The organism is Lachnoanaerobaculum umeaense (assembly GCF_003589745.1).
Taxonomy (GTDB): domain Bacteria; phylum Bacillota; class Clostridia; order Lachnospirales; family Lachnospiraceae; genus Lachnoanaerobaculum; species Lachnoanaerobaculum umeaense.
This window is the reverse complement of sequence record NZ_CP032364.1, coordinates 2,218,675-2,240,021: the sequence shown is the minus strand read 5'-3', so window position 1 is coordinate 2,240,021 and position 21,347 is coordinate 2,218,675. Positions and strand designations below refer to the sequence as shown.

The following is a 21,347-nucleotide window of genomic DNA, read 5'->3' as shown; positions in this document are numbered from 1 at the left end:
ATGCTTGAATTAAATATAAAAAAGAAACTTAATAATTTTACTTTGGATATAGAATGTAAGCTGGACAGTAACAGAATAGGAATACTTGGGGGTTCAGGAGCCGGAAAAAGTATGATTTTAAAAATGCTTGCAGGTATTGAAAAGCCTGATAAAGGCTATATAAAGCTGGATGATCGGCTGCTTTTCGATTCTGAGAAAAAAATAGATATAAAACCTAAGGATAGGCATATAGGATATTGCTTTCAAAACTATGCACTTTTTCCAAATCTTACAGTATATGAAAACATAGTTATAGGTCTTAGTAAGTATGAGAGAGCTGATGCAGACAAGTTTCTTGAGAAGTTTGAACTCACAAAGATAAAGGATTCAAAACCGAATAAGATAAGCGGAGGTCAGGCGGCAAGAGTTGCAATGGCAAGGATACTTATCAGAAAGCCGAAAGCATTACTGTTTGATGAGGCATTTTCTGCACTTGATATTTATCTTAGAGATCATATACAGGAAGAAATAGCACAGATCTTGGAAGACTTTGAAGGCAGTGCAATATTCGTTTCACACTCAAGAGATGAGGTATACAGGCTTTGTGACAGTACTATAGTAATTGATACGGGTAAAATTTCAAATCTTGGAAATACAAAGAAAATATTCAAATTTCCCGAGACAAAAATAACGGCAATACTTACAGGATGTAAAAATATTTCTGATATAAGATATATTTCAGATAATACTATAGAGGCTATAGATTGGGGAATAAAGTTTAAGTTTTTAAAAGAGCTGCCAAAGGATATAAATGCAATAGGTATCAGAGCTCATGAGTTCGTGCCTATATGGGAAGAAGCCGGTACCAATCTGATAGAGTTTAAATTAAAGAGTAGAGCAAAGCTGCCCTTTGAGGATAATTATTATCTGTATACAAAAGGAAGTTCAGACATTACCTGGCTTGTACAAAAGGATATAAAAGAAAAGATTAATAGCAGGGGATTGCCGAAATTTCTACAGATAGACGAAGAAAATATATTATTGTTGAAATAGAATGGAGAAGATATGGAATTTACACATTTTGATGATAACAAAAATGCGGTAATGGTAGATGTTTCAGATAAAGATATTACAAACAGAGTTGCGATTGCAACAGGAAGAATTACTCTTTGTGATGAAGCCATGCAGGCTGTGATGGGTAAAAAGATAAAAAAAGGTGATGTACTTACGGTGGCTCAGGTTGCAGGCATTATGGGACAAAAAAGAACTTCAGAGCTTATTCCCATGTGCCATAATATAAACCTTACAAGTTCAAAGATAACCTTTGAAATTGAAGGGAATGATATAATAGTCTTCTCAAAATCAAAGACTACCGGTCAAACAGGTGTGGAGATGGAAGCATTGATGGGGGTAAATATTGCACTGCTTACTGTATATGATATGTGCAAAGCCATTGATAAGAGAATGCTTATAAGCGATATTCATCTTTTAGAGAAAAGTGGAGGAAAAAGCGGAGATTTTTATTTTTAATAAAGAGTGAGGGGGTAACTTAGCTTTAAGTCACACCCTCATTTTAAAATATTATGTTTAAGTATATTCAGTACTAATGTTTTACTGTGCGGGTTTTATATATTCTGTAGCTACATAAGCTTGTCCACCATTATAATTTATAATGGACCATTTAGCATCATATTCTCCGGCATATTCTACAGATACGCCTACACTCAAAGTAGCAAGAATATCTCCGTCAAGACTTGGTGAAGAACGAACATGCAATCTTGCTGTAGTGATATATTTTACACTTGCAGTTGTCTCCGGTACGGCCTCAATACTGCTCTCAGAGCTGTCGACATTTTCACTGTCTAAAACTGTTGTATTTGTAGTATTGGTATCAGCTTTCTTATCCTTCTTTAAAGGATTGAGTGATTTGAATAAAAAAATCAAAATAAAAAGTATTAAAGCACCGATTATAACCTTTACAAGGTCCTGAGTATTGACATTTTGCGGTTTCTTATTCTTTGAAGGCTTTTTTGTAGTTCTTCTTTTTTGCGGAGTCTCAGTATTTGAACTGACCTGCTTTTTTTGTGGTACATCATTCTTTACAGGTGCGACAATAGGAGAAAATCGTGTTCTTTTTGGAGAATATTCTTGTATAAAAGACTGAACCTCTTCTGAAAGCAACTTATATGCGATTGTGGCATTAAAAGCTTCATTATTACCTTCATGTACAGCCCTATCTCCTATAGCACAAATTTTTTGAAAATTTTGATATGATATATTTGAAATAAGATTGTCTGTTGATAACGAATCTATAATATCAGCCAAGCTTTGATTTTCAAAATCCTCTAGTCCACTAAGTTGCTTTACAATAATCTCTAAGGTCTGTCTAGCCCTAATCATGGACAAATTGTATTTCTGATTGTTTAAAAGCTCACTAGTATCATAAACGCCTGCCTGAATCTGCTGCCAGGCACTACGAGTGTCTGAGTTTGCCATTAGGTAAACCTCCTATCAAACATTTATATATCTGTGAATAAAAGTATAAATACGAAGCTCACAGAATCCTAGATTCATTATACAATATAATCCATATGAAAGACAATATTTAGTAAGAATTATTCGCAAAAAAATATATAAAATTATAAGGAAAATCGGCTATTCATAATGAAAAGCCGATTTAATGTTAAAAAGTGTAATTTTATGCCTCAGCAATACACTCGATTTCACAAAGAACACCCTTTGGAAGATCTCTTACAGCAAAGCAACTTCTTGCAGGCTTTGAAATAAAATACTTAGCATACACTTCATTGAATGCAGCGAAATCAGCGATATCTGCAAGGAAACATGTTGTTTTTACAACTTTGTCCATTCCTGAACCTGCAGCTTCTAAGATAGCAGCTACATTCTTGCAGCTCTGCTCTGTCTGTGCTGTGATTCCCTCAGGCACTTCTCCGTTAGCAGGGTTTACAGGAATCTGTCCTGATGTAATAACAAGTCCGTTTGTGATAAATCCTTGTGAATATGGTCCTATAGCACCCGGTGCATTTTTTGTATCGATTACTTTCATGTAATTCTCCTTTTCTTTTTCTTATATTTTATACTAATTTTTCGATTTGTACACCTCTTTTTCAAAATGTTTATATATTTATTTCTTTTTCGTATGTTATTGACAGTATAATGTATTTTGTTAGAAAAGTAAGATTATAAAAAGTTTCCGGATATATTGGCTTATATAAATATTTAAGAATTGATTTACTAGTATTGATTATAAAAAATTGTTATAATTAGATAAATTACTGCTTTAAAATTACTTAACAGGAGGTTAGGATTTATGGGACTTATTTCAGCTATAACAGGTGCTGCCGGAGGAGTGTTGGCAGATTCCTGGAGAGATTATTTTTATCAGGATTCAATTGATGATAGTGTTCTGGTAATAAAGGGAAAGAAAAGAGTGGACCAAAGAGGTTCTAACAATAAGGGCACCAATAATGTTATTACTGACGGCTCTATAATTGATGTAGCAGACGGACAATGTATGATAGTAGTAGAGAATGGTGCAATCAAGGATGTCTGTGCAGAGCCGGGAAAGTTTGTATATAGTAATACTGCCGAACCTACAATTTTTGCCGGAAATCTTAAAACAACTATAAAGAGATCATGGGAACAGTTTAAGAATAGACTTACATTTGGTGGTGGAGCAACCGGAGATACAAGAATATATTATGTCAATACAAAGGAAATACGTGGAAATAAATACGGCACAGCTGCACCTATTCCATACAGAGTAGTTGATACAAATATTGGCTTGGATATGGACACCGCTATAAGATGTCATGGAGAATATGCATTTAAGGTAGTTGATCCTGTGCTCTTATATAAAGAAGTTGCAGGAAATGTAAGTGATGTATTTGAAACAGTTGAGTTAGAAAAACAAATGCGTCCGGATCTACTTACAGCTCTCCAGCCTGCTATAGGAAGACTGTCAGGTATTGGATCAAGATATAGTGATATTCCAAACCATACACTTGAACTCGCAAATGAACTTAACAGTATAATGTCAAGTACATGGGGTGAAAGATATGGTATTGAGATAAGTTCATTTGCAATGAGCAGCATCACCATTTCAAAAGAAGATGAGGATTTGATAAAACAACTCCAAAGGACTGCTGTATTCCAGAGAACATCTATGGCAGCTGCAAATTTGAGTGCAGCACAGGCAGATGCTATGAGAAATGCAGCAAACAATGCAGGTGGTGCTATGCTGGGATTTGCCGGTATGAATATGGCAAATCAGATGGGTGGAATGAATGCAGGTCAGCTATATCAGATGGCAGCTCAGGAGCAGGCGGCACAGCAGCAGTTTGGTGGAAATCCGCAGATGAATGGTATGCAACAGATGAACAATGGTATGCAGCAAAATGCGTCTCCACAGGGTGGTACTTGGACATGTAGCCATGGACATGCAAATAATACAGGAAAGTTCTGTGCAGAGTGCGGAGAGCCAAAGCCGGCGGCAACACTTCGTTGTTCAGCTTGTGGATATACTCCAAATGATCCATTAAATCCACCAAAGTTCTGTCCTGAGTGTGGAAAGCCATTCTAAAATATATTGATTTTTGAAGATGGAGAGTATATGAATAATATAGATAGAGTAACCCTTACTATTCCAAAAGAAAAAAACATTGCATTGATTGCACATGATGGTAAAAAGCCGGATATTATAAACTGGTGTGAAGAACATAAGAGTGTTCTAGCAAAACATAAATTATATGGAACAGGCACTACAGCCAGACTTATCACAGAAAAAACAGGGCTTACTGTAAAGGGGTACAATTCAGGACCTCTGGGTGGAGACCAACAGATAGGTGCCAGAATAGTGGAAGGAAAAATAGACTTTGTTATATTCTTTACTGATCCTCTTACAGCAGCACCTCATGATCCAGATGTGAAGGCATTGCTTCGTATAGTTCAGGTTTATGATGTACCTATGGCTATAAATAAGTCAAGTGCCGACTTTATTATAACATCGTCTTTGATGGATACTGAATACGACCATGATGTTATAAACTTTAAAGAGAATATTTCACAAAGGGTTAAGGAAATGTCATAAAATGACTTGTAGAGAAGCCAGAAAGCTCATCATACCATTTGTACATGATGAGCTTTCTATGGAAGAAACAAGAGATTTTTTGCAACATGTAAGGGGTTGCAAAGGATGTATGGATGAGTTGGAAATCTATTATATAGTGGATGTCGGACTGGATAAGTCTGATAATGAGGATATAGATTACAACTTGACAGCCGCTCTTAACAGTCATATAAGAGAAGCTTATCAAAGAATTCTTATAATATTCATTGGTAGGGTGCTAAAGTATTCTATAAATACACTTATGTTTTTTGGAGTATTTATTATTGCAATGATGCAATTACGAATTTGGTTCTTTTAGTAGGAGATATATGAAAAAATTAGTTCTAATAGACGGACATAGTATTTTGAATAGAGCATTTTATGGAGTTCCGGAGCTTTCAAACTCACAGGGACTCCATACCAATGCAGTTTATGGATTTTTGAATATAATGTTTAAGATTTTAGACGAGGAGGCGGCTGATTATATAGCAGTCGCTTTTGACTTGTCTGCCCCAACATTTAGACATAAGGCATATGAAGAATATAAAGGCACAAGAAAATCAATGCCTGATGAACTTAGAGAACAGGTTCCGCTTATAAAGGAAGTGCTGTCATCTATGAATATTCCGATCCTTACAAAGGAAGGATATGAAGCAGATGATATTATAGGAACCATTGCAAAAAGATATCAAAGTGATGAGATATTTGTAAGTATAATATCAGGAGATAGGGACCTTTTACAGTTATCTGATACACATATAAAAATAAGGATTCCAAAGACATCAAAGGGTGTGACAACGGTGCATGACTATTTGCCTGAAGATGTTATGAGTGAATACGGTGTAACTCCAAAAGAGTTTATAGATGTAAAGGCACTTATGGGAGATACTTCCGATAATGTACCGGGGGTTCCTTCTATAGGCGAAAAAACTGCTACAAAGATAATACAGGAATACCATTCCATAGAAAATGCTATTGAACATGTGGAAGAGCTGAAGCCACCAAGAGCATCCAAGGCACTTAGTGAACATATAGAAGATGCAAAGTTTTCAAAGATGCTTGTTACTATAGTGACAGATGCACCGATAGAAGCTGATATTTCAGATATGGAAGTGGGCAATTTATATACCAAGGAAAGCCTTGAGTGGATAAATAAACTGGAGTTTAAGTCATTTTTAAAGCGATACGAAAATGTAAAAATAAAATCAAGTATTGAACTTGATATAAGTGTTATTGACAAGGTTGATAAATGGAATAGCCTTTATAATGAATTGAAGTCAGCAAAAGAATTCGGTATTTCAGTTTGTTTAGAAGAAACTGAGATAAAAAGTTATCATATCAGCGAGATATATGCTATATCTATAACCTTGTACAATAAATCATATATTATAAAGGATATAGAGAATACAAAGGATATATTGGAACAGGTTATCTGCTTGGATACAAAAAAATATATACTTTCACTTAAATCTCTTATAAAGCAGGTGAAAGATATGAAACTTGCAAAGGGCTTCTATGATATATCAGTTGCTGCATATCTTATAAATCCCCTAAAAGACAGCTATTTTGTAGAAGATATTGCCAGAGACTATATGGAAAGTACCTGTTCATCAAAGGCTGAGATGATTGGCAAGGCTAAGCTCAATGAAGTTCTTAGATTCAATGATGAAAAGGCGATAAATTATTTTGCAACAGAAAGCTATGTGGCAATGCATTCAGCGACAAATATATTGAATAAATTGGCTGAACTTGAACTTACAAATCTATATGAAAATGTGGAAATGCCACTTATATATTCACTTGCAAAAATGGAAAATGTAGGGGTAAGAGTGGATGAAAAGAGGTTAAAAGACTATGCCGATGCCTTGCTTGAGAAAATAGCAAAACTTGAGGAAAGCATTATTTCAAAAGCAGGTGAAAGATTCAATATAAACTCTCCTAAGCAATTAGGTGAGATACTGTTTGAGAAACTCAAGCTTTCAGGAGGTAAGAAGACCAAGACCGGATATTCCACAGCTGCTGATGTACTTGAAAAGTTGGCACCGGAGCATGAGATAATAAGAGATATATTAGAATATCGTCAGCTCACTAAGCTTAATTCTACCTATGCCACAGGACTTGCAGGCTATATAAGAGAGGACGGTCGCATACATGGTACATTTAATCAGACGATTACAGCTACAGGTCGTATTTCCTCTACAGAACCTAACTTACAAAACATACCTGTAAGAACAGAAATGGGCAGCAAGATTAGAGATATATTTGTGCCAAAGGAAGGATATTTGTTTGTAGATGCGGACTATTCTCAGATCGAGCTTAGAGTTTTGGCTTCACTTTCAAATGATGATAATCTTATAGAGAGCTACCATTCTGCAGCAGATATTCATGCCGCTACAGCCTCACAGGTTTTCCATGTACCGCTTGAGGAGGTAACACCTGAACTTAGAAGAAATGCTAAGGCGGTAAATTTCGGTGTAGTATACGGTATATCTGCATTTGGACTTTCAGAGGATCTGAGTATTTCTAGAAAGGAAGCTTTAGATTATATAAATAATTATTTTAAGATCTATGGCGGAGTAAAGAAGTTTTTGGATAGCCAAGTGGCAGAAGCCAAAGAAAAGGGATATGTCAAGACAATGTTTGGTAGAATCAGACCTATACCTGAGATAAAAAGCTCAAATTTTATGACCAGATCTTTTGGTGACAGAGTGGCAATGAACTCACCTATACAGGGAAGTGCGGCGGATATTATGAAAATATCTATGTTGAAAGTGGATAATGCACTTGAAAAAAGTGGCTTTGATGCAAATATCGTTTTGCAAATTCATGATGAACTTTTGATAGAAGTAAGAGAGGATGAGGCACAAAAAGTTCTTGAAGTAGTAGAAAAATCTATGAGAGAGGCTGTAAGCCTTAAGGTACCACTTGAGGTAGATGCTCATATAGGAAAAACCTGGCTGGAGGCAAAATAATGAATATCTTGCTTTTGGGCGGTATAGGATGTGGAAAAAGTGAAGCTCTGAAAATACTTAAAGAGGACCATGCTGCAAATATCATAGAAGCAGATAAAGTAGCACATTTTCTATACGAAAAGGATAGGGCAGGTTATGTTGAACTAAAGTCTTTTTTTGGTGATTTGATATTGGATGATAAAAAAAACATTGATAGAAAAAAATTAGGTGATATACTTTACTATGATAAAGACAAGTTACAAAAGGTAAACAGTATAATACATCCATTAGTATATGATGAAATCAAAAATAGACTTTTAGAGAACAGATTGAATGTAGTGGAGCAGGCACTTTTGCCGGATGATACAGATATTTATGATTCAGTATGGTATTTACATACTGACATGAATATTAGAATCGACAGATTGATATTATCAAGAGGTTTAAGTAAAGAGAGAATTATTCAAATAATCTCAAAACAACCAAAAGAGTCAGATTTTGAGTCCATTGCAGATAAGGTTATACAAAATAATGGAGATAGGTCTGAATTAGAGAAAAATATAAGAGAGGCTTTGAGGTGAGATTTTGAGACTGGTTAGCTTGGCAAGTGGCAGTGACGGTAATTCCACTTATATTGGTAGTGAAAACACCCATATTTTGGTGGATGCAGGTATATCCAATAAAAAAATAGAGACAAGATTGAATAAGCTTGGACTTAGCGGAAAAGATATTTCAGGAATATTTTTGACACATGAACATAGTGATCATATAGCAGGTCTGGAGGTCTTTGTAAGAAAAAATGAGATTCCGGTATATGCTTCATCAGGTACGCTCAGATATTTGAGGAACAAAGATAAATACTCTAAAATCACTGATTATTTTCATATAATAGAATCAAGTAAGCATATAAGATTGGGAGATTTGGAGGTACTGGCATTTGATATTGATCATGATGCCAATGAACCCTTCGGGTATAGAGTTGAATGTGGTGATAAAAAGATTGCAGTTGCTACAGATCTTGGAAGATATACAAGGGATATTGTAGATAATCTTTCAAATCTGGATGCATTACTCATTGAGGCAAACCATGATATCAGAATGCTTGAAATAGGACCATATCCATATGAGTTAAAGAGAAGAATTCTAAGTGAAAAAGGTCATCTTTCCAATGAAAGTTCCGGTAAGTTGATATGTGAAATACTAAATGATAATATAAAAAAGATTTTTCTGGGACATCTTTCTGACAAAAATAATCTTCCGGAACTTGCACTTGAAAGTGTCAGGTTTGAGATTTTTGCAGATGAAAGATCCTATAATCCAATGGATTTTGATATAGAAGTAGCAAAAAGAGATGAATTGTCAGAAATTTGCTATGTATAGTGTTAGGAATGGAGAATTTTATGAATAAGGTTATAATAACTGTAGTAGGCAAGGATACAGTAGGTATTATAGCAAGAGTATGTACATATCTTGCAAATAACAAAATAAATATACTTGATATATCACAAACCATAGTAAGTGGATATTTCAATATGATGATGATTACCGATATGGAAAATGCTACTGTAAAATTCACAAAAGTTGTCGAGGACTTGGATACACTTGGAGATGAAATAGGGGTAAAGATAAAGGCTCAAAAAGAAGAAATTTTTGAATCCATGCACAGACTCTAGGAGGAATTATGTTGAACATGTTTGAAGTGATAGAAACTAACGATATGATAGACAAGGATCTGTTAGATGTTAGAACTATTACTATTGGCATAAGCTTGATGGACTGTATAGACACAGATTTAAATAAGCTTTGTAAAAATATATATGAAAAAATAACAAATATTGCAAAGGACCTGGTGAGAGTGGGTGATGAAATCTCAAAGGATTTTGGTGTACCTATTGTAAATAAGAGAATATCCGTTACACCTATAGCTTTAGTAGGAGGAAGTGCTTGCAAAACAAAAGAAGATTTTGTTCATATTGCAAAGACACTTGATAAGGCGGCAAAGGACATTGGGGTGAATTTCCTTGGTGGATATTCGGCGATAGTGTCAAAGGGAATAACATCTGCAGATAGACTTTTGATGGAGTCTATACCACAGGCTCTAAATGAGACGGATTTTGTATGTAGTTCAGTGAATTTGGGTTCTACAAAGACAGGTTTGAATATGGATGCGGTAAGACTTATGGGAAAGATAGTTAAGGATACTGCATTGATGACAGCAGACAGAGATTCCATAGGTTGTGCAAAGTTGGTAGTATTTTGTAATGCACCTGATGACAATCCTTTTATGGCAGGTGCATTCCACGGGGTTACTGAAGCTGATGCCATTATAAATGTAGGCGTTAGTGGTCCGGGAGTTGTACGTGCAGCACTCAAAAATGCCAGAGGTGAAAACTTTGAAGTACTTTGTGAGACTATTAAAAAGACTGCATTTAAGATAACAAGAGTTGGACAGCTTGTGGCAAGAGAAGCATCAAGAAGGCTTGGTATTCCATTTGGCATAATAGATCTTTCTTTGGCACCTACTCCCTCAGTAGGAGATTCGGTAGCGGAAATCCTTGAAGAGATAGGACTTGAGAGAGTGGGAGCACCGGGAACTACAGCGGCACTGGCTCTTTTAAACGATCAGGTGAAAAAGGGTGGAGTTATGGCATCATCCTATGTAGGTGGTCTTTCAGGTGCATTTATACCTGTATCTGAGGATCAGGGAATGATTGATGCAGTAAATGCCGGTGCCTTGACTTTAGAAAAGCTTGAGGCTATGACCTGTGTTTGTTCTGTTGGTCTTGATATGATTGCAATACCTGGCGATACTTCAGAAGAAACAATATCAGGTATTATTGCAGATGAAGCTGCCATAGGTATGATAAATCAAAAGACTACAGCTGTAAGACTTATACCGGTTATAGGTAAAGGAGAGGGAGAATTAGTAGAGTTTGGTGGACTTTTGGGCTATGCTCCGATAATGCCGGTAAATAGTTTTTCATGTGAGAAATTTGTAAACAGAGGTGGCAGAATACCTGCTCCTATACATAGTTTTAAAAATTAAAAAGAGGGGATGCCGCTCTAACGATTATAATCGTAGAGTGATATCCCCCATATTGATTACTTGATCATCTTAAATCCCGGGAAGTATCGGAAGATTACTTTTGCAATTATTTTTTCTTTATATACATATGGATGTACCCACCTTCTGGAGTCGGCAGAGTTATTTCTATTATCACCTAAACAAAAGAAAGCCCCCTCAGGTACTTCAAAATGCATATCAGCTTCCGGAATCATAGGTTCCTTTATATAGTCTTCCTCAAGAGGAGTCTCAGAGTTGTTCAAATACACCTTGCCATCTTTTATATCTACAATATCACCCGGCTCACCAATAATTCTCTTTACATAGTATAGACTCTCATCATCCGGAAATTTGAATATTATGACATCTCCACGCTTTGGTTCCTGGAAAAGATAAGTAAGTCTAAAGCCGACAACTCTATCTCCAGTCATTATAGTATTTTCCATAGATGCAGATGGCACTCTTGAGTTTGCTATAATAAAGAGATTGAGAACCAGTGCTATTACTGCGGCTACCACTATTATAGAAATCCAGCTAAAGATTTCTTTTACAACATCAAAATCAGAATTTTTACTCATCATCTTCTCCAATCTAATTTGCTTCGATGTTCGTTGAACGAATCTCTACTATTTTACGATAATTGAATTTATAATACAACCAAATGATAAAATAATTATGAAAATAATAATAATCACATTTACATGTGAGAGTTTATAACATTTACTTTCATGTTTTGCAAAAGAATAGTATAATCTATATAAATGTTATGGAGCGGATAAGCGGCGGTATCTTATCTGAACTATTACTCAACTATTAGGAGAAAGGTTAGGCTATGGATAAGAATTTATATGATTTGATGGATTGGGCAGCGATAGAAGAAATTACTTATTCTGAATGTGATAGACCAAAAATTACTTTGGGATCACATAGAGTAGAAGATGGTTTTTTAGTGCAGACTTTTATACCTCATGCAAAAGAGGTGGAATTGTTGATTGACGGTAATAAAAATCCTATACCTATGCAATGTATGGATGAAGTTGGATTCTTTGCTTGCTTTGTTGGGAGAAAGCAGGAGTTCAAGTATAAGTATATAGTAAAATACGACAATGATGTAGAGCAGACAGTATCAGATCCGTACTCATTTGATAGTATTTATTCTGAGGAGGACTTATCAAAGTTTAGTGCAGGAATAAACTACGAGATATATGAAAAGATGGGTGCAAAGCCAATGACTTTATCCGGAGTACAAGGTGTAAACTTTTCTGTGTGGGCACCTGAGGCTATGAGAGTATCCGTTGTTGGAGATTTCAACCTTTGGGATGGTAGAAGACATCAAATGAACAGACTCGGAGATTTCGGAGTTTTTGAGATATTTATACCGGACGTATGTGTAGGTGATCTATATAAGTTTGAGGTAAAAAACAAAAAGGGTGAGCCTATGCTAAAATCAGATCCATATGCATTCTATTCAGAACTCCGTCCAAATACTGCCAGTGTTGTAGTGGATATTTCTGATTTTGAGTGGAGTGATGATGATTGGATGAAAAATAGAGAAGATATCCAATCTACAAGGGTAAATGAATCAGCAGCGATGAATATCTATGAATTGCACCTCGGATCCTGGATTAGAAAAGAGATGCAATATGATGAGAATGGTGAAGAGGTAAATGGCTCAGTATTTTACAATTATCGTGAAATAGCTCATAAATTGGCAGTATATGTAAAGAAGATGAACTATACCCATGTGGAGATAATGCCTATAATGGAGCATCCTCTTGATGCAAGCTGGGGATATCAGGTAACAGGGTACTACAGCCCTACAAGTAGATATGGAACCCCTCAAGACTTTATGTACTTTATGAATTATATGCACAAGAAAGGTATTGGAGTAATACTTGATTGGGTACCGGCACATTTCCCAAGAGATTTGCATGGACTTGGATGCTTTGACGGAAGTCATCTATATGAGCATGCAGATCCAAGACAGGGAGCTCATCCTCACTGGGGAACATTGATATATAATTATGCAAGACCACAGGTTAGCAACTTCCTTATTTCCAATGCACTTTTCTGGGCTGAGAAATATCATGTTGACGGTATAAGAATGGATGCAGTGGCTTCTATGCTGTATCTGGATTATGGAAAGAATAACGGAGAGTGGGTTGCCAATATATATGGAGGCAATGAAAATCTGGATGCAATAGAGTTTTTAAAGCATTTGAACTCCATATATAAGAAAAGAAATCCTTCAAGCCTTTTGATTGCGGAGGAGTCCACAGCATGGCCGAAGATAAGTGGCGATCTAAATGATGGTGGACTGGGATTTGATTACAAGTGGAATATGGGTTGGATGAATGATTTCCTTGAGTTTATGAAGCTAGATCCATATTTTAGAAGTGGAGATTATAATGCTTTAACATTCTCACTTTTTTATCACTACAGTGAGAACTTCATTTTGGTTTTAAGCCATGATGAGGTAGTTCATGGTAAGGCTACATTGGCAGGAAAGATGCCGGGAGCTACTCAGGAAGAAAAGTTTGCTAATCTTAGAGTTGCATATGGATATATGATGACACATCCTGGAAAGAAGCTATTGTTTATGGGACAGGAGTTTGGGCAGATGAATGAGTGGAATGAGGATAAATCGCTTGAATGGGATCTCTTGGACTATGATATTCACAGTAAAATGCAAAAATATTCTAAGGCATTGAACAAACTCTATGTAGATTATCCGGCATTATATAAACTGGACTATGATCCGGCAGGATTTGAGTGGATAAATTGTACTTCCAAAGATGAGAGTATGGTTACATTCATCAGAAAAACAGAGAAGGAAGAGGATACTTTGGTCGTTGTATGCAATTTCACCCCTGTTGTATATGAAAAAGAAATAGGTGTTCCATATAAGGGAACTTACACTGAAATTTTCAATTCAGATGATAAGAAATTCGGTGGAAGTGGAGTAGGAAACAAGAGGGCAAAGAAATCCGTTAAGAAGAAAGTGGATGGCAGAGATAATTCTTTGAAGATCAAAGTTCCACCAATGGCTATAACTATATTTAAGTGGGCAGAATAGTGAATTTGTATAATTTAATGGGTACCGGAATTTGTCTGACAAGTGTGGCAAATTCCGGCTTGCCAACTATATCAGAAAGTGAAGTAGCACAATCATTAGCAGAGGATATAGAAAAACTTAAACCAAGTGTATTTATTCAAACTCTAAAGTCTCTATCACCATATTTACTGGCACTTGCATATAACATAGTGATTATAATAATTACGTTAATTATAGCAAGCCAAGTGATAAAGATTATATCAAGGATGCTTGAAAAGTTTTTCAAAAAAATCAATATTGATGTTACTGTGAGAAGATTTCTACTTTCAACATTGAAAGTTTTATTTTATGCCTTGGTAGTCTTAGTATTGGCAGAGAGAATGGGCATAAATCAAGCCAGCGTAGTAGCAATACTTGGTTCTGCCGGTGTTGCATTAGGCTTAGCTTGGCAGGGCAGCCTAAGTAATTTTGCAGGTGGAATGATTATACTATTCAGTAGACCTTTTAGCAGGGGAGACTACATTATAACTCCTAAGGCTGAGGGAATAGTGGATACTATTGGAATAATTTATACAATACTTTTGACTCCGGATAATAAGAGAATATCTATACCAAATGGTGCTTTGGCAAATGATGTGATAACAAATGTGACTGCCAATGATATAAGAAGAATAGATATTCAGGTAGGAGTATCTTATAATACAGATATCAGGAAAGCAAAAAAGCTTATAAAAGAGGCATTTGATGAAAATGGGCTGGTAGTAAAGAATAAAGAGATTATAACCTATGTAAGCGATTTGGCTTCATCTGCTGTTATACTGGGTGGTAGAGCTTGGTGCAAGACAGAAGATTATTGGACTGCCAGATGGGGAATAATAGAAGAGATCAAGGTAAAATTTGATAAGAGCGGTATAGAGATTCCTTATGATCAGCTGGAAGTACATATAAATGAGTCAAGGAATTCAAAAAATAAATAAGAGTACCACAAATTAAAGTTTCATATGATATATCAATCTGATGTCAGTAATGCATTTTGGAAAGAGATAATAAATTATTTTATGAGAGCTATTGTACTAAATATAAGATGTAATCGATATATCTTATATAATTTTATTGGTATGGTAGCTCTTTTTGTTGATTTTAGAGATAATTAAATACTTTAGCAAAGTAGAGAAACAAAGCGTTGACAGAAATACTTTAGCGTGCTACCATAAGAAAGTATTAAGGAAAGCAAAAGAAAGTTATGAGGTGTATTTATGAAAAAAATTTATTTGCTTGGAATGTTGGCAGCATTTATGTTAGCAGGCTGTTCATCAGCTAAGACTTCTGAAAGCACAGCAGCATCTGAGACAACCACAGTAGAGAGCAAGGTGACAGAGGAAACTACTAAAGCGGCAAGTTCAGACAGCAAAACAACTTTTACAGTTGGATTTGATCAAGATTTTCCTCCTATGGGATTTGTTGGATATGATGGAGAGTTCACAGGTTTTGACTTGGATTTGGCTGCCGAGGTTGCACGAAGATTGGGGAAAGAGATAAAGTATCAGCCGATAGCGTGGGATGCAAAAGATATGGAGCTTTCGTCCGGTACTATTGACTGCATCTGGAATGGATTCAGTACACAGAATAGAGAAGATAAGTACACATGGACAAAGCCATATATGAAAAATGATCAGGTATTTGTAGTAAGATCAGATTCGGACATCAATTCATTTGATGATCTAGCAGGAAAAACTGTAGAGGTGCAGATAGATTCTTCAGCAGAAGCTGTATTGAAAGAGAATACAAAACTTTCAGATACATTTGGCAAATTGCAAACAGTGGCAGATTTTAATACAGGCTTTATGGATCTTGAGATGGGTGGCGTGGATGCCCTGGCTATGAACAGTGTCGTAGCTAATTATCAGATTACCAAGAGAGATGCAGAAGACTTTAAAGTACTTGATACTCCACTTTCAAGTGAGGAGTATGCTGTAGGATTTAAACTAGGTAATGAAGCTTTAAGAGATGAAGTACAAAAGGCTTTAGATGAGATGAAGGATGATGGAACTTTGAAAACTATTTCAGAAAAATGGTTTGGCAAGGATGTTACTATATTGGAGTAATGAGAGATTGTATTTATGTAATATATTTGGCTAGTTAGAAATCAAAAAACTTTATTACTTTAATTAAATAAAGTGTTGACAGAAATACTTTAGTGTGCTACCATAAGAAAGCACAAGGGGAATAAAAGAAAGTTAAGAGGTGTATTTATGAAAAAAATTTATTTATTAGGAGTTTTAGCAGCATTTATGTTGGCAGGTTGTTCATCAGCAAAGACTACAGAAAGTTCATCAGCTTCTGCTGAGACAAGTGTAGTTGAGAGCAAGGCTACAGAAGAAACTACTACAGCATCAGAAACAGACAGCAAGACTACATTTACAGTGGGATTTGATCAGGACTTCCCACCTATGGGATTTGTAGGAGAAGATGGAGAGTTCACAGGTTTTGACCTTGAGTTGGCAACAGAGGTTGCAAAGAGAATCGGCAAGGAAGTGAAGTATCAGCCAATAGCTTGGGATGCAAAGGATATGGAACTTACATCAGGTACTATTGATTGTATCTGGAACGGATTCAGTATTCAGGGTAGAGAAGATAAGTACACATGGTCAAAGCCATATATGAAGAATGACCAGGTTTTTGTAGTAAAGTCAGATTCAAGTATTGAATCATTAGAGGATTTAGCAGGAAAGACTGTAGAGGTTCAGGTAGATTCATCAGCAGAGGCTGCATTAAAAGAAAATAAAGAGTTGGCAGATACCTTTGGTAAATTACAGACAGTAGCAGATTATAATACAGGCTTTATGGATCTTGAGATGGGTGGAGTAGATGCTATAGCTATGGACAGTGTAGTAGCAAACTATCAGATCACAAAGAGAGGCGGAAATGGATTTACAGTACTTGATACACCTCTTTCAAGCGAAGAATATGGTATAGGCTTTAAGCTTGGAAATGAAGCTTTAAGAGATGAAGTACAAAAGGCACTTGATGAGATGAAAGCAGATGGAACTATGAAAACTATTTCAGAAAAATGGTTTGGTAAGGATGTTACCACTTTAGAGTAATGATAGTACGCCGACAGATAGCTGCCGGCGTTTTCAATTTTCTTATATATATAAGACTTTTATTTTACAATCCTGCAAAGTTTAATAAATAGCTTATAGTAGGATTGCAAAATAAAGGATAAAATAGTAAGATATTTACACTGATTGGAGATTTTATGAATATTCTTGATATTGCATTGAAGCTTATTCCGGGGATGTTGGTAAGTATACAGATATTCCTGATAACATTATTACTTTCACTTCCACTTGGATTATTGGTTTCATTTGGAAGAATGAGTAAGATCAAAATAATTTCTTATATATGTAAGATTTATATTTCTATAATGCGTGGAACTCCGCTTATGTTGCAACTTATGGTAGTGTACTTCGGACCTTATTATATTTTTGGAGTATCTATCTCAGGCAGCTATAGAATAGTGGCTACTATCATAGGTTTTGTGGTAAACTATGCAGCATATTTTGCAGAGATATATAGAAGTGGAATCCAGTCTATGCCAAGTGGACAGTATGAAGCTGCAAAAATATTGGGATATAGTAAATCACAGACTTTCTTTGTGATAATACTACCACAGGTGATAAAGAGAATCTTACCATCTATAACAAATGAGGTGATAACCTTAGTAAAGGATACATCTTTGGCATTTACAATAAGTGTGGCGGAGATGTTTACTATGGCAAAAGCACTTGCAAGCAGTACAACCAGTGTATTGCCATTTGTATGTGCAGCATTGTTTTACTATATATTTAATGCGATAGTAGCGTTTTTGATGGAATTTGTTGAGAAGAAATTAGAATATTACAAGTAGGTGATTATGTCATTATTAAGTATGAAATCAGTAAAAAAATCCTTTGATGGAGTAGAGATTTTAAAGGGTATTTCACTTGAAGTAAATGAAGGTGAGATCTTAAGTATTATAGGTCCGTCAGGCTCAGGAAAATCCACACTTTTAAGATGTGCTACATTGTTGGAAGATATGGATGACGGAGAACTGGACTATGGTGGGAATGCGGTATGTAAGAGTGTTGACGGCAAATCGGTTTATGAGAGCCAGACCAAGCTTAGAAAGATTTCAGAATACTTTGGCCTTGTTTTCCAAAACTTTAATTTGTTTCCTCATATGAATGTATTGCAAAATATTTGTGATGCCCCCATAAGAGTACAAAAAAGAGATAAGGAGAGTGTGAAGGAAGAGGCCTTTGCCTTATTGAAAAAGATGGGACTTGAGGATAGAGCAGGAGCATATCCTTATCAGCTCTCAGGAGGGCAATCACAGAGAGTGGCTATTGCAAGAGCCTTGGCACTCAATCCTAAGATACTGTTTTTTGACGAGCCTACATCAGCACTTGATCCGGAACTTACAGGTGAGGTGCTTAGAGTTATAAAGTCTTTATCAGATCTAAAGATCGCAATGGTGATCGTCACACATGAAATGGCATTTGCGAGAGAAATATCAGATAAGGTAATATTTATGTCTGATGGAATAATAGTGGAATATGGTACTCCTGAAGAGGTTTTTGCATCAAACAATGAAAGAACAAAGAACTTCATAGGTGCATTGAGCAAATAAACAAAAAGGTGGATAAAATGAAATACATAGTTATACTTGGAGACGGTATGGCAGACAAAGATATTCCGGAGCTTGGGAATAAGACCATACTTGATGTGGCTAAAAAGCCGAATATTGATGGTTTTAAAGGTGTACTTGGTATGGCAAGAACAGTGCCGAAGGAGTTAAAGCCGGGAAGTGATGTGGCAAACTTGGCAGTAATGGGATATAATCCGCTGGAGTGCTATACAGGTAGGTCACCACTTGAAGCTGTAAGTATAGGTATAAATATGAAAGCAACAGATGTGGCAATAAGATGCAATCTTGTTACTCTCTCAGATGAAGCTGATTCAAAGGAAAGAACAATGCTTGACTATTCAGCAGGTGAAATATCTACTGAGGAGGCAAGAGAACTTATAGAAGCAGTAGAAAAAGAGCTTGGAGATGATGAATTTAAGTTTTATCCGGGAATATCATACAGACATTGTCTGATATGGGATAATGGAAAGACCGGACTTGATCTGACGCCACCACATGATATATCAGACAGAGCGATTGTTGAATACTTGCCAAAAAACGATAAGATTTTATCTCTTATGGAAAGAAGCTATAGTATTTTAAAGAATCATCCTGTTAATTTAAAGAGAAAAGCTGAGGGTAAAAACCCTGCAAACTCTATATGGCTTTGGGGTGAGGGTACCAAGCCGAATGTAGAAAACTTTGAAAAGAAAAATGGACTTAAGGGTGCTGTTATCTCAGCAGTGGACCTTATAAAGGGTATCGGTATCAGTGCAGGAATGGAGAGCATTGATGTAGAAGGTGCAACAGGTACAGTGGATACTAACTATGAGGGAAAACTGGCAGCTGCAAAAAAGATCTTGCTTGAGGATGGAAATGATTTCTTGTATATTCATCTTGAAGGACCGGATGAGTGTGGGCATCATGGAGATACTGAAGGCAAGATATTAGCGGTAGAGCGAATAGATGAAAGAGTTGTAGGACCTCTTTGTGAGGCACTTAGAGAAGCAAATGAAGACTTTGCCATGCTTATAATGCCGGATCATCCAACACCTATTGAGACCAAAACCCATTCCTCAGATCCGGTTCCTTTTAAGATATATAGGTCAAATGATGAGAGGGATATTGCAATACCTTATACAGAAAAGAATGCAATAGAATCCGGAATATTTATAGAGGACGGATATACGCTTTTAGAGAAGTTTATCAATAATAAATTGTAAGCTAGGTATAAAGCAATATTTTAAATTTATTATTAAGGTAATCAATTAATAATTTCACAGTACTTGTTTTCTAATTATTTCACAAAGAAGCAATTTATGGTAGTTTATAAAAACACCATCATATTGCTTCTTTTTTGAATATATAAAACTTGTATTTCGTATATAGAATATCATTGTATTAGATATAAAACGGTAAAAATTATGCATAACGCATAATAAAAGTTATTATAAATAGTTGATTTACATTTATAAGAAAAAGTGCTATTTTATTAACATAAATAGAATAAGAGTTGAGAAAACTATTTTAAACAATAATAAAAATGCTTAATATAATATTAAAATGAGGGAGGCTATGCAATCTATAAATCCTCAAAGGTATAAAAACGGAGATATAATAAGAATGTTGTCATTATAACGTTTAGCGGTGTTTATGTTTAATATTAAAAAGGTAATAGAATGAAAAAGATAATTTGTGCTTTATTATTGTTGTTGTCGTTGTTATTTGTAAATGAAGTATCAGGATTAAGTGTTTATGCCGGCGAAATAGATGAAGAATTAGGTGAAGTTGTCATGGTGGCTGTTCCGGATGGTAATGGTAAACTTTATTATTATTCCGGTGATGATGCTAAGAAAGTATATACGCAAATCATGCAGCAATCTGATAAAATTTTAGAAGAGCTTAATGAACTGGAAAAGGTTGATAAATCATTTGAACTTCCTGAGATAGATGTAGATCCTGAAATAGAACCATATGGTCCATTTCATTAAACGGTATATATGAGGCTTGGGGATAGGTCATTTATGGTGACAGATGGAGCGTATGTATGGAGAGAAATAAGTTTAAGATAGTGCTTGGACTTGTAATATTTGCAATATTTTTCTTGGGTGCAGTTATATTGTTAAGTGCAAATTTCCTTTTGCGATCATTAACAATTTTAATAATGAGTAATATGAATTATATAACAAATGTTTCTATTGTAGGTGAGCCGGTATTATTTTGTTTAAGTATTGTAAGTTTCATTATATCATTAGTTGCATTGACAAAAAGTATTTTGCTTTTAAAAGAAATATAATATGTTTTAGTAGTTACTTAATTTTATTGAATCAGAATAGAGTGGCTGTCGTAAAATAAATTATTTTATTTACTACAAAACAGAAGAAAAATATCCTGAAAAATACAAGGTGTTTCAGCTTTGTGGTTTTGTCAGGATATTCTGTTTTTTATAATGCTGTTAATTTTTGAATAAAACTACACTTACTTACGAATTTCATTTCCTG

22 protein-coding genes are annotated in these 21,347 nt (G+C 35.4%); 19 read left to right on the top strand and 3 right to left on the bottom strand.

Features of this window, described 5'->3' with window-relative positions; all coding sequences use genetic code 11:
- Nucleotides 1-1,032 (top strand): sulfate/molybdate ABC transporter ATP-binding protein, encoded by a 1,032-nt coding sequence (locus tag D4A81_RS10510; protein WP_111524910.1) that lies wholly within the window; start codon nucleotides 1-3, stop codon nucleotides 1,030-1,032.
- Nucleotides 1,033-1,044: 12 nt separating this feature from the next.
- A complete protein-coding gene (gene moaC, locus D4A81_RS10505; RefSeq protein WP_111524911.1) occupies nucleotides 1,045-1,509 on the top strand; it encodes a cyclic pyranopterin monophosphate synthase MoaC in 465 nt (154 codons plus the stop codon).
- Nucleotides 1,510-1,590: 81 nt separating this feature from the next.
- On the opposite strand, the gene D4A81_RS10500 is transcribed toward moaC, so the two are convergent.
- Together D4A81_RS10500 and D4A81_RS10495 are read right to left on the bottom strand one after the other, a co-directional pair.
- Nucleotides 1,591-2,475: an SH3 domain-containing protein gene (locus D4A81_RS10500; protein ID WP_111524912.1), complete on the bottom strand. Its 885-nt coding sequence runs from the start codon at nucleotides 2,473-2,475 to the stop codon at nucleotides 1,591-1,593.
- A gap of 202 nt (nucleotides 2,476-2,677) precedes the next feature.
- Nucleotides 2,678-3,046 carry a RidA family protein gene (locus D4A81_RS10495; protein WP_111524913.1) on the bottom strand — a complete coding sequence of 123 codons (369 nt, stop codon included), beginning with the start codon at nucleotides 3,044-3,046 and terminating at the stop codon, nucleotides 2,678-2,680.
- Between the two features lie 264 nt (nucleotides 3,047-3,310).
- Here D4A81_RS10495 and D4A81_RS10490 point away from each other — a divergent pair, with 264 nt between their 5' ends.
- Genes D4A81_RS10490 through D4A81_RS10455 form a run of 8 tightly spaced genes read left to right on the top strand, consistent with a single transcriptional unit; the run spans nucleotide 3,311 to nucleotide 11,104 of the window.
- Complete coding sequence (locus D4A81_RS10490; protein ID WP_111524914.1) at nucleotides 3,311-4,582, top strand: SPFH domain-containing protein; 1,272 nt, start codon at nucleotides 3,311-3,313, stop codon at nucleotides 4,580-4,582.
- 30 nt (nucleotides 4,583-4,612) lie between these two features.
- On the top strand, nucleotides 4,613-5,089 hold the full coding sequence (locus D4A81_RS10485; RefSeq protein WP_111524915.1) for a methylglyoxal synthase: 477 nt from the start codon (nucleotides 4,613-4,615) through the stop codon (nucleotides 5,087-5,089).
- A 1-nt stretch (nucleotide 5,090) separates the two neighbouring features.
- Nucleotides 5,091-5,426, top strand: coding sequence for a zf-HC2 domain-containing protein (locus tag D4A81_RS10480; RefSeq protein ID WP_111524916.1), 336 nt, complete (start codon nucleotides 5,091-5,093; stop codon nucleotides 5,424-5,426).
- A gap of 10 nt (nucleotides 5,427-5,436) precedes the next feature.
- Nucleotides 5,437-8,079, top strand: a complete 2,643-nt coding sequence (gene polA / locus D4A81_RS10475; protein WP_111524917.1) for a DNA polymerase I — start codon at nucleotides 5,437-5,439, stop codon at nucleotides 8,077-8,079.
- Nucleotides 8,079-8,639 carry a dephospho-CoA kinase gene (gene coaE, locus D4A81_RS10470; RefSeq protein ID WP_111524918.1) on the top strand — a complete coding sequence of 187 codons (561 nt, stop codon included), beginning with the start codon at nucleotides 8,079-8,081 and terminating at the stop codon, nucleotides 8,637-8,639. Before polA ends, coaE begins: the two co-directional genes overlap by 1 nt.
- A 4-nt stretch (nucleotides 8,640-8,643) precedes the next feature.
- Nucleotides 8,644-9,438 (top strand): MBL fold metallo-hydrolase, encoded by a 795-nt coding sequence (locus D4A81_RS10465; protein ID WP_111524919.1) that lies wholly within the window; start codon nucleotides 8,644-8,646, stop codon nucleotides 9,436-9,438.
- Nucleotides 9,439-9,458: 20 nt separating this feature from the next.
- Nucleotides 9,459-9,731, top strand: coding sequence for an ACT domain-containing protein (locus tag D4A81_RS10460; protein WP_242977655.1), 273 nt, complete (start codon nucleotides 9,459-9,461; stop codon nucleotides 9,729-9,731).
- Between the two features lie 8 nt (nucleotides 9,732-9,739).
- Nucleotides 9,740-11,104: a PFL family protein gene (locus D4A81_RS10455; RefSeq protein ID WP_111524920.1), complete on the top strand. Its 1,365-nt coding sequence runs from the start codon at nucleotides 9,740-9,742 to the stop codon at nucleotides 11,102-11,104.
- A 56-nt stretch (nucleotides 11,105-11,160) separates the two neighbouring features.
- On the opposite strand, the gene lepB is transcribed toward D4A81_RS10455, so the two are convergent.
- A complete protein-coding gene (gene lepB / locus D4A81_RS10450; RefSeq protein ID WP_330405093.1) occupies nucleotides 11,161-11,700 on the bottom strand; it encodes a signal peptidase I in 540 nt (179 codons plus the stop codon).
- 254 nt (nucleotides 11,701-11,954) lie between these two features.
- On the opposite strand from lepB, the gene glgB reads away from it, so the two are divergent.
- From glgB to D4A81_RS10405, 9 genes are all read left to right on the top strand, one after another.
- Complete coding sequence (glgB, locus tag D4A81_RS10445) at nucleotides 11,955-14,198, top strand: 1,4-alpha-glucan branching protein GlgB (protein ID WP_111524922.1); 2,244 nt, start codon at nucleotides 11,955-11,957, stop codon at nucleotides 14,196-14,198.
- 17 nt (nucleotides 14,199-14,215) lie between these two features.
- On the top strand, nucleotides 14,216-15,154 hold the full coding sequence (locus tag D4A81_RS10440; protein ID WP_111524957.1) for a mechanosensitive ion channel family protein: 939 nt from the start codon (nucleotides 14,216-14,218) through the stop codon (nucleotides 15,152-15,154).
- Nucleotides 15,155-15,433: 279 nt separating this feature from the next.
- Nucleotides 15,434-16,282 (top strand): amino acid ABC transporter substrate-binding protein, encoded by an 849-nt coding sequence (locus tag D4A81_RS10435; protein WP_111524923.1) that lies wholly within the window; start codon nucleotides 15,434-15,436, stop codon nucleotides 16,280-16,282.
- A 147-nt stretch (nucleotides 16,283-16,429) separates the two neighbouring features.
- Nucleotides 16,430-17,281 carry an amino acid ABC transporter substrate-binding protein gene (locus tag D4A81_RS10430; RefSeq protein WP_111524924.1) on the top strand — a complete coding sequence of 284 codons (852 nt, stop codon included), beginning with the start codon at nucleotides 16,430-16,432 and terminating at the stop codon, nucleotides 17,279-17,281.
- Nucleotides 17,282-17,436: 155 nt separating this feature from the next.
- Complete coding sequence (locus D4A81_RS10425; RefSeq protein WP_111524925.1) at nucleotides 17,437-18,087, top strand: amino acid ABC transporter permease; 651 nt, start codon at nucleotides 17,437-17,439, stop codon at nucleotides 18,085-18,087.
- 6 nt (nucleotides 18,088-18,093) lie between these two features.
- Complete coding sequence (locus D4A81_RS10420; RefSeq protein WP_111524926.1) at nucleotides 18,094-18,849, top strand: amino acid ABC transporter ATP-binding protein; 756 nt, start codon at nucleotides 18,094-18,096, stop codon at nucleotides 18,847-18,849.
- A gap of 17 nt (nucleotides 18,850-18,866) precedes the next feature.
- Nucleotides 18,867-20,069, top strand: coding sequence for a cofactor-independent phosphoglycerate mutase (locus tag D4A81_RS10415; protein ID WP_111524927.1), 1,203 nt, complete (start codon nucleotides 18,867-18,869; stop codon nucleotides 20,067-20,069).
- A gap of 456 nt (nucleotides 20,070-20,525) precedes the next feature.
- Nucleotides 20,526-20,837 (top strand): hypothetical protein, encoded by a 312-nt coding sequence (locus tag D4A81_RS10410; protein WP_111524928.1) that lies wholly within the window; start codon nucleotides 20,526-20,528, stop codon nucleotides 20,835-20,837.
- A 56-nt stretch (nucleotides 20,838-20,893) separates the two neighbouring features.
- A complete protein-coding gene (locus D4A81_RS10405; protein WP_111524929.1) occupies nucleotides 20,894-21,142 on the top strand; it encodes a hypothetical protein in 249 nt (82 codons plus the stop codon).
- Nucleotides 21,143-21,347: the final 205 nt, after the last annotated feature.